This window comes from Lysobacter soli, assembly GCF_003382285.1.
GTDB lineage: Bacteria > Pseudomonadota > Gammaproteobacteria > Xanthomonadales > Xanthomonadaceae > Lysobacter_J > Lysobacter_J soli.
In genome coordinates this window covers 67,867-81,596 of the sequence record NZ_QTJR01000008.1, presented here as the reverse complement: position 1 = coordinate 81,596, position 13,730 = coordinate 67,867, and the positions used below count along the sequence as shown (strand labels likewise).

11 protein-coding genes are annotated in these 13,730 nt (G+C 68.3%); 4 read left to right on the top strand and 7 right to left on the bottom strand.

Annotation, left to right across the window (positions count from 1 at the left end):
* The first annotated feature begins 34 nt into the window (after nt 1-34).
* Nucleotides 35-1,564, top strand: a complete 1,530-nt coding sequence (gene ppx / locus DX912_RS12750; protein WP_115842912.1) for an exopolyphosphatase — start codon at nt 35-37, stop codon at nt 1,562-1,564.
* Between the two features lie 306 nt (nt 1,565-1,870).
* Here the strand turns inward: ppx and mdoH are convergent, their stop codons facing one another.
* The gene (gene mdoH / locus DX912_RS12745; RefSeq protein ID WP_115842933.1) at nt 1,871-3,784 is read right to left on the bottom strand and encodes a glucans biosynthesis glucosyltransferase MdoH; all 1,914 of its coding nucleotides are present in this window, start codon (nt 3,782-3,784) and stop codon (nt 1,871-1,873) included.
* A gap of 17 nt (nt 3,785-3,801) precedes the next feature.
* Nucleotides 3,802-5,334 (bottom strand): OpgD/OpgG family glucan biosynthesis protein, encoded by a 1,533-nt coding sequence (locus tag DX912_RS12740; RefSeq protein WP_115842932.1) that lies wholly within the window; start codon nt 5,332-5,334, stop codon nt 3,802-3,804.
* A 231-nt stretch (nt 5,335-5,565) separates the two neighbouring features.
* Between DX912_RS12740 and DX912_RS12735 the strand changes: the two genes are divergently transcribed.
* Nucleotides 5,566-6,738, top strand: coding sequence for a glycosyltransferase family 4 protein (locus tag DX912_RS12735; protein WP_115842911.1), 1,173 nt, complete (start codon nt 5,566-5,568; stop codon nt 6,736-6,738).
* Complete coding sequence (locus tag DX912_RS12730; protein ID WP_115842910.1) at nt 6,735-7,283, top strand: phosphatase PAP2 family protein; 549 nt, start codon at nt 6,735-6,737, stop codon at nt 7,281-7,283. The genes DX912_RS12735 and DX912_RS12730 overlap by 4 nt, the downstream gene beginning before the upstream one ends.
* A 660-nt stretch (nt 7,284-7,943) precedes the next feature.
* Here the strand turns inward: DX912_RS12730 and DX912_RS12725 are convergent.
* The 3 genes from DX912_RS12725 to creD form a co-directional block, all read right to left on the bottom strand.
* Nucleotides 7,944-8,831 (bottom strand): carbon-nitrogen hydrolase family protein, encoded by an 888-nt coding sequence (locus tag DX912_RS12725; protein ID WP_115842931.1) that lies wholly within the window; start codon nt 8,829-8,831, stop codon nt 7,944-7,946.
* Nucleotides 8,832-8,857: 26 nt separating this feature from the next.
* On the bottom strand, nt 8,858-9,487 hold the full coding sequence (locus DX912_RS12720) for a GNAT family N-acetyltransferase (RefSeq protein ID WP_233433587.1): 630 nt from the start codon (nt 9,485-9,487) through the stop codon (nt 8,858-8,860).
* Nucleotides 9,488-9,581: 94 nt separating this feature from the next.
* Entirely contained in the window at nt 9,582-10,904 is a 1,323-nt protein-coding gene (gene creD, locus DX912_RS12715) for a cell envelope integrity protein CreD (protein WP_115842909.1), read from the bottom strand.
* A 147-nt stretch (nt 10,905-11,051) separates the two neighbouring features.
* Between creD and DX912_RS12710 the strand changes: the two genes are divergently transcribed.
* Nucleotides 11,052-11,363, top strand: a complete 312-nt coding sequence (locus DX912_RS12710; protein ID WP_181902827.1) for a hypothetical protein — start codon at nt 11,052-11,054, stop codon at nt 11,361-11,363.
* Nucleotides 11,364-11,605: 242 nt separating this feature from the next.
* Here the strand turns inward: DX912_RS12710 and creC are convergent, their stop codons facing one another.
* Together creC and creB are read right to left on the bottom strand one after the other, a co-directional pair.
* Nucleotides 11,606-13,033, bottom strand: coding sequence for a two-component system sensor histidine kinase CreC (creC, locus tag DX912_RS12705; RefSeq protein WP_115842907.1), 1,428 nt, complete (start codon nt 13,031-13,033; stop codon nt 11,606-11,608).
* Entirely contained in the window at nt 13,030-13,710 is a 681-nt protein-coding gene (gene creB / locus DX912_RS12700; RefSeq protein ID WP_115842906.1) for a two-component system response regulator CreB, read from the bottom strand. The genes creC and creB overlap by 4 nt, the downstream gene beginning before the upstream one ends.
* Nucleotides 13,711-13,730: the final 20 nt, after the last annotated feature.

Here is a 13,730-nt window from a genome sequence, read left to right as displayed (position 1 = left end):
TACGGGCGCGGGGCCGACCGGGGATCATGTGCGGATGAGCGACGCCTTCCCCACCAGCAAACTGCCGCTCGTCGATGGCGACCTCCTGGCCGCCGTCGACCTTGGTTCCAACAGCTTCCACATGGTCGTGGCGCGTTACGTGCTTGGCCAGCTGCGCATCGTCGATCGCCTGCGCGAAACCGTCCGCATGGCCGAAGGCCTGGACCGCAAGGGCGGCCTGTCGCCGGAAGTGCGCCAGCGCGCGCTCGAATGCCTGGCGCGGTTCGGCCAGCGCATCCGCGACATCCCGCCGCAGCGCGTGCGCGCCATCGCGACCAACACCGTGCGCCGCCTCGCCGTGCCGCAGGCGTTCCTGATGCCGGCCGAAACCGCGCTGGGCCACGCGATCGAAGTCGTCGCCGGCCGCGAGGAGGCACGCCTGATCTACCTTGGCGTCGCCCACGCGCAGCCCGCGCGCCCGGGCGAGCTGCGCCTGGTGATCGACATCGGCGGCGGTTCCACCGAATGCATCATCGGCTCGGGCTTCGAGGCGATCGAACGCGAAAGCCTGCAGCTGGGCTGCATCGCGACCACGCGACGTTTCTTCGAGAACGGCAAGCTCTCGCGCAAGAAATGGAAGGAGGCGCTGACTGAAGTCACCGCGGAATTCCAGCAGTTCGCCGGCACGTATCGCGCGTTGGGCTGGAACGAAGCGCTCGGCGCGTCCGGCACGAACAAGGCCATCGGCGACATCTGCGCGGCGATGAAGCTCACCAAGGGCGCGGTGACGGCCGAAGCCCTGCCCGTCCTGCGCGACCGCCTGCTGCAAGCCGATCGCATCGAGGCCATCGACCTGCCGGGGCTGTCGTCGGACCGTCGCCCGGTGATCGCCGGCGGCGTGCTGATCCTGGAGGCGGCGTTCGATGCGCTCGGCCTCAAGCGCATGGCCGTGAGCAAGGCGGCGATGCGCGAAGGCGTGCTGTACGACATGCTCGGCCGCGGCGGCGCGGACGATCCGCGCGATGCATCCGTCGCCGCGCTGATGCAGCGTTACGGCATCGACGATGGGCAGGCGCAGCGCGTGGTCGGCACCGCGCTGCGGTTGTTCGAACAGGTCGCGCAGGCGTGGTCGCTGGATGCCGACGACAGCCTCATGCTGCAGCGCGCCGCACGCCTGCACGAACTCGGCCTGGCCATCGCGCACAGCCAGTACCACGTGCACGGCGCCTACATCGTCGAGCACTCCGACATCGCGGGCTTCTCGCGCCAGCAGCAGCAGTTCCTCGCCGCGCTGGTACGCACGCATCGCCGCAGCATTCCGAAGTCCGCATTCGATGCATTGCCCGACCGGTTGCTGACGTCGGCGCGACGCCTGGCGGCGCTGCTGCGTCTGGCGGTGCTGCTGCATCGCGCGCACGAAGGCGACCCGATCCCGCAGCTGGACGCGAAAGCCGAAGGCAACACGCTGACCGTGTGCGTCTCGCGCCGCTGGCTCGACGCGCGCCCGCTGGTGCGCGCCGACCTGGAAGGCGAGCCGGAGGACATCGCGGGTCTGGGGATCGCGTTGAAGCTGGAGTTTGTTTGAGGCGGAATCCCGTTGAGCGGGAATGCGTCCTGTAGCGTCCGGATTTCTCTCTCGGCGATAAACCACATGCACGTCATCCCGGCGAAAGCCGGGAACCAGGCCCGTAGCGTCCTGGCATTTCGTCGACGGTAAACAATCGCACCGTCATTCCAGCGAAAGCTGGAGTCCACTCGGCTTTGCGTTCGTTTACCGCTTCGCGCGCGAGCAACTGCGTCCGTGGAGCAGGCATCGCGAGCGCAAGCGCAGTCGCACGCCCCGACCCTCACCCCAACCCCTCTCCCGCGGGGAGAGGGGCTAAAGCGCGCCCTACAAATGCGGCTCCGGCGGCTCCACGTGCTCGGCCACCTGCGCGCGCAGTTCCGCCGCGCGCACCAGCACGGCGGGCGGCGTGTGTTCTTCCGGGATCGAGAAGATCTTCAGCTTGCGCAGGAACAGTCCCGGGCCGCGTGCCGACGTGAACGCCACGATCGGGATCGACAGCAGCAAACCCAGGATCACCGGCGCCATCCACGCCGCGAGCGACGGCGAGATCAAATACGCCACCACGCCCGCGATCACGCCGAGCAACGTCACCCCGCCGTAGCTGCGCACCAGCCCCGACAGCGGCAGCGTGCCGTCGTCGCGACGCTGCGCATCCCAGCCGGAATCCTTGCCCGCCAGCACTTCGGCGACGCCGCGCGACTGCACGTACATCGTGACCGGCGCCATCAGTGCGGCCAGCAGCGTTTCCAGCAGCATGCTCAGGAACGAACGCACGATGCCGCCGCAGCCGCGTCGCGTTTCGCGGTCGAAGAACAGCGTCAGCCATCCCATGAACTTCGGCGCCAGCAGCACCGACATGGTCAGGATGAAGACCCACAGGAAGCGTTCCGGATCCTGCTCGCGCCAGTACGCCGACGGCGAGAAGCCCGGCAGCGTGAATGCCGCCGTGCCCAGCCCTGCGTTGACCAGCGGGATCGCCAGGCCGACCAGCATCAGCATCGCCCACATGGGCGACGTGAAGTAATGGCCGATGCCCATCATCAGGTGCCAGCGGCTGACCCAGTGCAAACCCTTCGCCGGCAGCACCGCGCCGTGCTGCAGGTTGCCCTGGCACCAGCGGCGGTCGCGCACGAGCATGTCGGTGAGCGACGGCGGGCCTTCCTCGTAGCTGCCGCCGAGGTTCGGCACCATGTGCAGCGCCCACCCGCCGCGGCGCATCAGCGCGGCTTCGACGAAATCGTGGCTCAGCACCGTGCCGCGGAACGGCCGGGGACCGCGCAGCTCCGGCAGGCCGCCTTCCTCGGCGAACGCGCGCGTGCGGATGATCGCGTTGTGGCCCCAGTAATTGCTTTCGGCGCCGTGCCACCACGCGATGCCGTGCGCGATCACCGGCCCGTACACGCGTCCGGCGAACTGCTGCATGCGCGCGAACATCGTGTTGCCGTTGACGATCATCGGCAGCGTCTGCACCAGCGCGACATCGGGGTTGCGCTCCATCGCGCCGACGAGGCGCACGATGGTGTCGCCCGTCATCAGGCTGTCGGCGTCCAGGATGAGCATCTGCCGGTACGCGCCGCCGAAACGACGCACCCATTCGGCGACGTTGCCGGCCTTGCGTTCGCGATTGTCCGTGCGAAGCCGGTAGAACAGTTGCGCGTGGTCGCCGATGCGATCGCGCAGCGCGCGGAACGCGCGCTCCTCGTGCGCCTGGATCGCCGGTTTGGTCGTGTCGCTGAGCACGAAGAAGTCGAAGCGGTCCATGCGCCCCGTCGCCTGCAGCGATTCATGGATCGCCTGCAGGCCTGCCAGCAGGCGCTCGGGATCCTCGTTGTAGGTCGGCATCAGCAACGCGGTGCGGGTCGACAGCTCGGGCAACGGGTTGTCCGACCGCAGCCCGAGCCGCGCGCGATGCCCGCCGACGATCAGCACGAAGCCGGCCAGCGCGCCCACGAAGGCCTGCGCGATCCACGCGAACAGGCCGACGAAGAGCACGAGCAGGATGCCCTCGAGCACGTCGATGCCGCCTCCGCGCAGCACCCACCAGATCTGGTAGGTCGCGATCAGCGTCAGCAGCGCGGCGCCGCCGATCACGGCCAGTCGCCGCATCGCCATGCCGCGCGGCGTCGTGGGAAGGCGGGGGTTGCGCAGTGCGCCGGCGCGCAGCGTCTGCACGGGCATCGGCAGCGGCGTTTCGGGCGGCAGCAACGGCGTCGTGTCGCCCCTCGGCAGGTCGGTCATCGTCGTGCGGACTTCCGTCACAGCGTCCACCGGTACAGCCAGGTTTCGGTGAGCGGCCCGCGTTCGTCCCCGAGCACCGCGCGCAGTTCGATGCTGCGTTCGTTGCCGGGAACGAGTTCGAAGCCCAGGCGCCAGCCGCCCGCGCCGGGATTCGGATGCGCGGTGACGTTGGCGATGCGGCCCTTCGACGCGGAAACGTCGGCCTTCACCTTGGCGTTGTCGCCCAGGCCCTCAAGGCGCCCGCCGTCGAAATCGATCACCACAAGCCGCGCCTTGCCGGCGTTCTCGCCGAAGGTCAGCCCGCCGATGCGCGTGCGCGTGACGGTCGCCAGTTCCGGCTTCCAGCTGTGCTGGTCGCACCAGTGCATGCGGTAGTCGAAGCGATGCTCGCGACCGGCGGCCAGCGGCTGCTTCGGGCGCCAGAACGCGACGATGTTGTCGTGGAATTCGTCCGCGGTGGGCAGCTCGAACAGGTGCACCGCGCCCTCGCCCCACTCGCCCTGCGGTTCGATCCACAGGCTCGGGCGCTTCTCGTAATGCGCTTCGCTGTCGGCGTAATCGGCGAACGCGCGCTTGCGCTGCATCAGCCCGAAACCGCGCGGGTTGGTGTCCTCGAAGCCACTTTCCTGCACGGTCGAGGGATTCGACAGCGGCCGCCAGATCTGCTCGCCCCGGCCGTTGATCATCCCCAGGCCATCGGAGTCGTGCACGGCGGGACGGTAATCGTCGATGCCCACGCGGTCGTTCGAATCGAACTGGAACATGCTGGTGAGTGGCGCGATGCCGACCTCGTCCAGCGCGACGCGCGGGAACAGGCGCGCCGAGGCATCGAACACCGTCTGCACGCCGGGCGTGATCGTGAAGCGGTACGCGCCGGCGACGCTGGGGCTGTCGAGCAGCGCGTGCACGGTGATCTGCTTCGCACCCTTGGCCGGGCGCTCCAGCCAGAACGCCCGGAACACCGGGAATTCCTCCTGCGAGCCGCCGGTCTTCAGCGCCAGCCCGCGCGCCGACAACCCGTACGCCTGGCCCTTCGCGACGGCGCGGAAGTAGCTCGCGCCGAGGAACGCGGCGATCTCGTCGAAGTATTCGGGCCGGTTGATCGGCGCATGCAGGCGGAAGCCGGCGTAGCCCAGGTCGGTTTCCGTCTGCGCCTTGACGCCCTGGAAAGTGAACTGCGACGGCTTGTAGACGACCGGAGTCGCCTTGCCGTCGGCCACCTGGTAGATGTCCACGCGGTCGCGGAAGAAGAAGCCGCGGTGGAAGAACTGCGCCTGGAACGGCAGGCCTTCGGCGCGCCACAGCGCCTGCGCCGGGTTGAAGCGGATGCTGCGGTACTCGTCGTAACCGATGCGTTCCAGCGAAGCGGGCAGCTGCTTGTTCTGCGGGACGAAGGGCTTGGCGGCGAGCGCCTGGGCCGTCTTCGCCACGGTGTCGGCATCGAACGCCGCCGGCGCGCCAGCCGGCGCCCATGCGCGCGCCTGAGCGCCTCCCAACAACTCCCAGATGGGCCACGACAGGCCGGCCAGCAACACTTCGCGTCGGTGCACGCGCACTCCTTGGGGGATGTCAAAGCGGTTAATTCTAGGCAGGGAATTGTTAATCCGAGCGCGGCCACCTCATCGGCGACATCGGGTCTTCACGCGCGTCACAACGGGTAACCGTTTTCAGTCGCGGTTTTTCGAATGCCGCGTCATCGCCGCGTCATTCCGCTGCCATCGCCGGTTCACCGCGCGCGACCACGATTGCGCAACGGGCTTGCCCAGGCCGGGGACCGGCGCATGCGCTACGCGATCGTCAGCGAAACCTACCCGCCGGAAGTCAACGGCGTGGCCCTGACCGTGCAGGGGCTCGAACAGGGGCTGCGCGCCCGGGGACACGACGTCCACCTGATACGTCCCTGCCAGTCGCCGCAGGACATCGCCGCGGCGCATGAAGTGCTGGTGCGCGGCGCGCCGCTGCCGCGCTATCCCGGCCTGCGGCTGGGCCTGCCTGCGACGTCGCGGTTGATCCAGACCTGGACGCAGGCGCGACCCGACGCGGTCTACGTCGCCACCGAAGGTCCGCTTGGCTGGTCGGCACTGCGCGCGGCGCGGCGGCTCGGCATTCCCGCGGCGAGCGGCTTCCACACGCGCTTCGACGAGTACATGCGCGATTACGGCCTGCCCTTCCTCACCGGCGCGGCGCTGGCGTGGATGCGCCGCTTCCACAACGACGCCGACGCGACGCTGGTGCCGACGCGCGAGCTGTTGGACTTCCTCGTCGCACAGCGCTTCCGCAACGTCGTGCGCCTGCCGCGGGCGGTCGATACCGGGCTGTTCGATCCGCGCCGCCGCGACGATTCGTTGCGCGCGCAGTGGGGCGTCGGCGAGCGCACGCTGCTGGCGATCTACGTCGGCCGCATTGCCGCCGAGAAGAACCTCGATCTCGCGGTGCGCGCGTTCCGCCAGATCCAGAACGTGCGGCCGGACGCGCGCTTCGTCTGGATCGGTGATGGCCCCGCGCGCGCGAAGCTCGAACACGACAATCCCGACTTCATCTTCTGCGGCGTCCAGCGCGACGAGGCCTTGGCGCGGCACTTCGCGAGCGGCGACCTGTTCGTCTTCCCGAGCCTGAGCGAAACCTTCGGCAACGTCACGCTGGAAGCGCTCGCCAGCGGCGTGCCGACGGTGGCCTTCGATTACGGCGCCGCACGCGAATACCTGCGCGACGGCGTGCACGGCGCGGCGGTCGCACCGAACGACGAAGCCGGCTTCATCGCCCAATGCGTGCGCATCGCCGCCGACGACGCGATGCGCGAAACCATGCGCGACGCGGCGCGGCAGGCGGTGATCGCGCTGCGTCCCGAACAGGTCAGCACCGATTTCGACGCGTTGCTCCAGCAGCTCGTCGATACGCGCCGCGAACGCGCGGCCGGCACCCTCGCCACGGCGGCAGAACGGGAGGCGTCATGAACCGTCATACCCTGCAGAAGCGTTTCGCAGCCGGCGATTCCGGCTGGTGCCTGCGCGCGAACCGCTGGGGCGAACGCGGCCGTTCGCGTTCGTACTTCGCGGCGGTGAGCCGGCTCGGCGATGGCGTGTTCTGGTACACGCTGATGGGCGTGCTGATCGTCTTGGATGGACTCGACGGCCTCGCGGCGTCCGCACATCTGGCGGCGACGGGCGTGATCGCGCTGACGCTCTACAAGCTGCTCAAGCGCTGGACGCGCCGCCCGCGCCCGTTCGCCTCCGACCGCCGCATCCACGCATGGGTCGCGCCGCTGGACGAGTTCTCGTTCCCGTCGGGCCACACGCTGCACGCGGTGGCCTTCAGCATCGTCGGGATGGCGCACTACCCGATGCTGGCGTGGGTGCTGGTGCCGTTCACGGCGAGCGTGGCGGCCTCGCGCGTCGTGCTGGGGCTGCACTATCCGAGCGACGTGCTGGCTGCGACGGTGATCGGGTCGGGGCTGGCGGGGGTTTCGTTGTGGATGGTGCCGGGGGTGACGTTGTTCTGAGCCCCGCTGCCGTCATCCCGGCGAAAGCCGGGATCCGGGCGGATAACGTCCGGGTGCTCCCACAGCAGTGACCAACTTCACCGTCGTCCTGGCGAAAGCCGGGACGTACGGCCGTACCCCGGGCACTCGCGCAGCGGCCACGACCATCACCGTCATCCCGGCGAAAGCCGGGATCCAGGCCCGTACCGTTCGGGCACTCCCGACGCGGAAAACAACATCTCGTCGTTCCAGCGAAAGCTGGAACCCATTTTGATCTTGCCTTTGCGATCTTCGGGAGTGCGAAAAGCAAAAGCTTCCGCTCGAAAACGAGCGGGTTACTTTTGTTTCGGCAAAAGTAACCAAAACCATTCGCTCCTGACGCGAGCCGCCGCTACGCGGCGGTGCCCTCCGCTCCTCACTGGAAAGGAAGAGCCGCGCGAACAGACCTCGCCACATCCATGTGGCGAGCCTGCGCTCTGCGCAGGCGCCTACGGCGGTCCAAATCGTTCCAGACGATTTGTCGCTCCGCTGCGCTTCGCTCAAACAGCGCGCGGCTCTCCGTCCCTTTCCAGCTCCGGTGCTCGGCTCGCTTTAAGTCGCTGGACGATCAAGAGCAAGCGAGAGCAAGAGCGAGCAACAGCAGCAGCAAGATCAACAGCGACGCATACGCAGCGCCGCACCCTACGCCGCCGCCCGCACCACCTTCGCCCTCGCGACACTGGGGAAGTACTGCGCGGTCCAGTCGCGGTCGTTCGCCACCTGCGCGTGCGCGCGGCTGTCTTCCAGCGCACCGAAATCCAGCGTGGCGACTGCCCAATGCTGGTCGCCGCGCGTCTGCACGACCATGCCGTCGTGCGGCAGGCCGACGTCCATCGGGGCGATCAGCGCGGCCTCGCCGGTGTTGACGTCGAGCGCGGGGCTCCACGGCGCTTCGCCGGCGGTGACGGACTGCGCGACGAAGCAGCGGTTCTCCAGCGCGCGAGCCAGGCAGCCCACGCGCACGCGCGTGGCGCCAGCATCGGTGTCGGTGCAGCTCGGGACGATCAGCAGTCGCGCGCCCGCCTCGCACTGCGCGCGCACCGGCAGCGGGAATTCGCTGTCGTAGCAGACCGACACCGCGCTGCGCACGCCATCGGTTTCGAAGACCTTGAGTTCATCGCCGGACTCGATCACGCCCGTGCGCTTCTCGAAGCCCGTCAGGCGCAGCTTGTCCTGCCACACGTGCGCGCCGTCCGGTGCGAAGGTGTAGCTGCGGTTGCGATAGCGGCCGCGCCCGGTGTCGAGCAGGAACGTGCCGGCCACCACGTGCATTGCGCGCTCGCGCGACAGACGCGAGAACAGTTCGACGAACGCCCCGTGATGGCGCTGCGTCGCCGCGAGCGAGGCATGAAGGTCGCCGCTGATCGTGGTGTCGAACGTCGCCGCCAGTTCCAGCGACAGGTATTCCGGCAAGACGGCGATGCGCGCGCCGAGGGCCTTCGCTTCGTCCAGCCACTGCGCCTGCTTGCGCGCGAAGGCGTCGAAATCCGCCGGCGCGTCGATCGTGTATTTCGCCACGGCCACCTTCAGGGCGGCCGAAGTTTCATGCGGATGGGTCATCGGGTGCGCTCCAGGGGTCGCAGCCAGAACGTGAGGGTGTGGTCGGTTTCGCCGTCCTGCCCGATCTCGCGCCACGGCAGGCGTGCGCGAAGTTCGGGGCGCGGACGGTAGCCGCGCTTGTTCCAGAACGCCTCGTTGCCGCGATGGAAGGCGGGACGTCGCGGGTGCGAGGGCTCGCGGTCGACGGCGCAGAACGCGGTCCAGCCGTAGTCGCCGTAACTGCGCGCGTGGGCTTCGCGTTCGTCGAAGAAGCGGTGCCCGATGCCCTTGCCGCGATACGCCGGCAGCAGCACCGATTCGCCGCAATAGAACACGTCGGTGATCGGGATCGAGGTATGCGTGAAGGGTTCGGTGAACTCGTCCGATTCGTCCGCCAGCGGAAGGCCCGTGGACGCGCCGACGACCATGTCGCCATCGAAGGCGAGCACCGCGACGCTGCGCGGCGAGCGCAGGTAGGTTTTCAGGTATTCGGCTTCGTACTCCTCGTCGCCGTCGTACAGGTACGGCCAGTCGCGGAACACCGCGATGCGCAGCGCGGCCAGATGGCCCAGCCAGGGTTCGATCGCGAGCCCGTTGTAGCAGCGGATTTCGACCGGGCGTGCGGTAAAGGCGGGTTTGACGTCCATGACATACATGTTATGGCCCCTGGCGATGGCGAAGATGACGAGACGGGCACGACGAAGGCGGCCGCGAAGATCCTTCCTTCGCGGCCGCGCTCATTCAGGCCTGACGCACCGCCGGGCGCGCACCGGCCACCTGGTACCAGTCCACCCTGCGGGTCACCACCATCACGGTCGCCAGGACCAGGAACAGCAGGCCGGCGCCGAGCACCAGCGCGTTGTCCTCCGACACCAGCAGCCCGTACAGCGCGGCATAGAGCGTTGCCAGCATCGCAGCGAAGCCCAGACCGCGTGCGGTGCTGCGCAGCACGGCGCTGAGGTAGAAGCCCAGCAGCCCGATGCACGCGACGCTGGCGGCCAGGTAGGCGTAGAGGAAGCGGATGTGCTCGCTCAGGCTCACCAGCAGCAGGAAGAAGATCGCCAGCGCCAGGCCGACCAGGCCGTACTGGATCGGGTGGATCGGCAACTGCTTGATGAGTTCGAACAGGAAGAACCCGACGAAGGTCAGCACGACGAACAGCAGGCCGTACTTGGTCGCACGATCGGCCTGCGTGTAGATGTCGACCGGATCGATCAGCGACACGCTGACGCCTTCCTCGCGCGCGAGTTCGGCCAGCGAGGAACCGGCGAGGAACTTGCCCTGTGCGTTGCTCGCAACCGACGCGATGTCCCAGTCGGCACGGAACCCGCGCGCGTCGGTGTCCTGTCGCGGCGACGTGCCGGAGAAACTGGGGTGCTGCCAGCTCGAGTCGAGCGCGAACCGGTTCTTGCGGCCCATCGGCACCAGCGAGAGCGTTTCGGTACCGCCGAGCACGACGTCCAGTTCGGTCGACAGGTCCAGCGACTGCCCCGCGCGCGGTGCGTCCAGCCGCACGTGCAGGCCGGAGCCTTCGCGCGCGCCCTGCCCTTCCAGCAGCGGCAGCTCGGCGCCGTTCACGCGCAGCACCGGCGTGGAGCGCAGGCCGCGGACGTCGGCGACGCCGTAGCTCAGCCACGGCCGGCCGATCTGCCGCGCCGCGGGGTCGCCTTCGCTCGGGATCACCGCGTTGAAGCGTGCCGTCGCCTTGCCCTTCCATTCGTAGACGCGCACCTCGTGCAGCCCGCGCTTGCGCGTGTCGGGCACGAGCGTCCCGCGCACGTCCAGCGCAGTCGGGAAGAACACCCACTGCGAGGTCTTCGCGCGCCGCACCTTGCGCACGACGTTGAACTGGTCGGCCTCCTCGAGTTCGACCTCTTCGGTATACGGCACCACCAGCACCGGCCCGGCGAACGACTGCGCGCCGGCGTAGCTGCGCGAGATGTCGGCCACCGCCTGCGCGCGATACATCTGCCGGTCGCTGATGACGCCGCGGATCATCAGCAGGGGAATGAGGATCGCGATGGTCATCGCGGCAACGAAACCGATCTTGAGGAACAACCGCATGGTCCAGCTCCGTGGAATGGGGAACGGTCGGGAGCTTCGGCGCCTCGCATGGGGAGACGATGGCGGGACGGTGAAGTGGGGGTGAAGTGGGCTGGGACGGTTGGCGCTGCACTGTGGCGGTTGTGGCGCGCGCGGCGGCCCCTGCTGTTGCTGTTGCTGTTGCTGTTGCTGTTGCTGTTGCTGTTGCTGTTGCTGTTGCTGTTGCTGCCGAACAGCCTCTTCGTTGCTAGCCCCAAGGGGCGCCGCACAGGATGTGCGGCGGTGAGCGCTGAGCCATGGAGTGAGGGCGATGCGCGCTTGCGAGCCACTGGCTCGCGCATCGCCCGAACGCCCGCGCCGCAAGCGCGGGCCAAACGAATCGCGAACGCGCCCTTTCGCTTTCCGATCGTGGGATTGATTTGGGCAAATGGAAGGCCCTTTCTTTTGGTTACTTTTCTTTGGGCAAGCAAAGAAAAGTGACCCGAGCGCCGCAGGCGATCGGAAGCCTGGCTGGTGATTCTTCTTTGCTCTTGTGCGTTGAAGGGAAAGCGTGAAAAGTCCCGCCTTCGCGGGAATGACGAGCAAGAGCAACGGCGACCGCAAGATGGATCCCAGCTTTCGCTGGGATGACGGTGATGTGGTCCATCGCAATCGGAGTGCCCAGACGATGCGGCCCTGGGTCCCGGCTTTCGCCGGGATGACAAAATATCGGGCAAGACAGATCAGCCCGGCAGCACCAACCCCGCCAATGCCCCGCCCCCGTCACGATTGACCAGCGACGCCTCACCGCCGTGCAGCGCCGCGACTTCGGCCACGAAGGGCAGTCCCAGCCCGCTGCTGCGGCTGCCGTTGCCCGGGCGCGGCAGCGAATAGAACCGTTCGAACACGCGTTCAACGGCGTAGTCGGGAATGCCCGGCCCGCGATCGCGCACTTCCACGTGTTGCCGATCACCCTCGGCGTCCAGGCGCACCTCCACCACGCCGCCCTGCGGCGAGAAATCCACCGCATTCTCGATCAGGTTCACCACGGCCTGCCGAAGCAGGAAGCGATCCCCGCGCACGTCAGGCAAGCCGGCAGCCAGGTCCAGCGACAACCGCAATCCCGCCTGCGACAGCCGCGTTTCGCACTGCGATGCCGCATCGGCGACGACGTCCGCCAGCGACAGCGATTCGGGATGCTCCAGCCGCTGCCGATGCTCCACCGCGGCCAGCGCCAGCATCTTGTCGATCATCTGTGACAGGCGCTCGCTCTGCGCGCGGATCGTCGCGGCGAAGCGCGTGCGGTCGGCATCGTCGAGCGGGCCTTCCAGCAGTTCAGCGCTGCCGCGGATCGCCGCCAGCGGGCTCTTCATTTCATGCGTCAGCGTATGCACGTACTGCTCAACGTACTGCTTGCCTTCCAGCTGCGTGCGCATGGTTTCCAGCGCGTGGCCGAGTTCGCCGAACTCGCCGGCCGTTCGGGGCAGCGTCGCGCGTTCGCCGGCGGTGACGGCATTCGCGTAGCGCCGCAACGCGCCGAGCTGGCGCGACAGCCACCACGCCGCCATCAGCCCGATCAGCAGCGACACGCCCAACAGCACCGCGCCCCAGCGCCACACCGAACGCTGGCTGCGTTCGATGAAGGGTGCGATCGCGCTGTTGGGCTTGGCGACCGTCAGAACGCCAATGATGCGGCCGTCGGCGTCGCGGATCGGCGCAGCAACGTGCATGACGGTCGAGTTCGGATCGGCGTATTCGCTGCGCGTGGAGCGCGCGCCGTAGCGGCCGCGCAACGTCAGGTAGACGTCGTTCCAGCGTGAATAATCGCGCCCCACGTCGCGCCCGCTGCTGTCGAACACGACGATGCCGCGCGCGTCGGTAACGTAGATGCGGTACTGCGAGGTGCGCTTGCCGAAACCCCAGATCTGCGCGCCGTAATCGCGCCCGGCCATCGCGCGCACGCGGCGGGCGAAGTCGCCCTTATCGATGCGGCCTTTGATGAAATCGTCGGTGGCGAGCTCGGCGAGCACGTTGGCGGTGTCGACCAGCGTGTCTTCCATCGCCTGGCGGACGCCGGGTTTGACCTGCGCGACGAACACCTGCGCTAGCAGCAACCCTGCGATGGCGACGATCAGGAAATAGCCCAGGAAGATGCGCAGGCCAATTTTCATGCCCCGACTTCCAGCGAATAGCCGAGGCCGCGATGCGTGCGGATCGGGTCCTCATCGGGCGATACGTCGCGCAGCTTCGCGCGCAGCGTCTTGATGTGCGTGTCGACCGTGCGATCGCCACTTTCCAACGCATCGCCCCACACCCGATCCATCAACTGCGCGCGCGTGAGCACGGCGCCCGGGCGCTGCAACAGTGCCGCGAGCAGGCCGTACTCGTAGCGCGTGAGATCGAGCACGCGGCCGCGGTAGCGGATGCGGTGGCCTTCGGCGTCGTGCGCGAACACGGCGTCGTTCTGGCGCGTCGGTGCCGGCTGCGGCGGCTGCATTCGTCGAAGCACCACGCGCACGCGCGCGACGAGCTCGCGCGGCGAGAACGGCTTGGTGACGTAATCGTCGGCGCCGATTTCAAGCCCCAGGATGCGGTCGGCCTCGGCATCCTGCGCGGTGAGGAAGATCACCGGCAGGTCGCGCTCGCGGCGCAGTTGGCGGCACAGCGCGAAGCCGCCGATGTCCGGCAGCCCGACATCGAGGACCGCCAGGTCGAAGTCCTGCCCGCGCGCCGCGGCGAGCGCGTCGCCGCCGGTGAGGCAATGCACGGCCTCGAAACCCTCGGCGCGCAGCGCATGCGTCACGACCTGGGCGATGGCGGGTTCGTCTTCTACCAGGAGGATGCGCATGGATCGGGGATCTGGGTTCG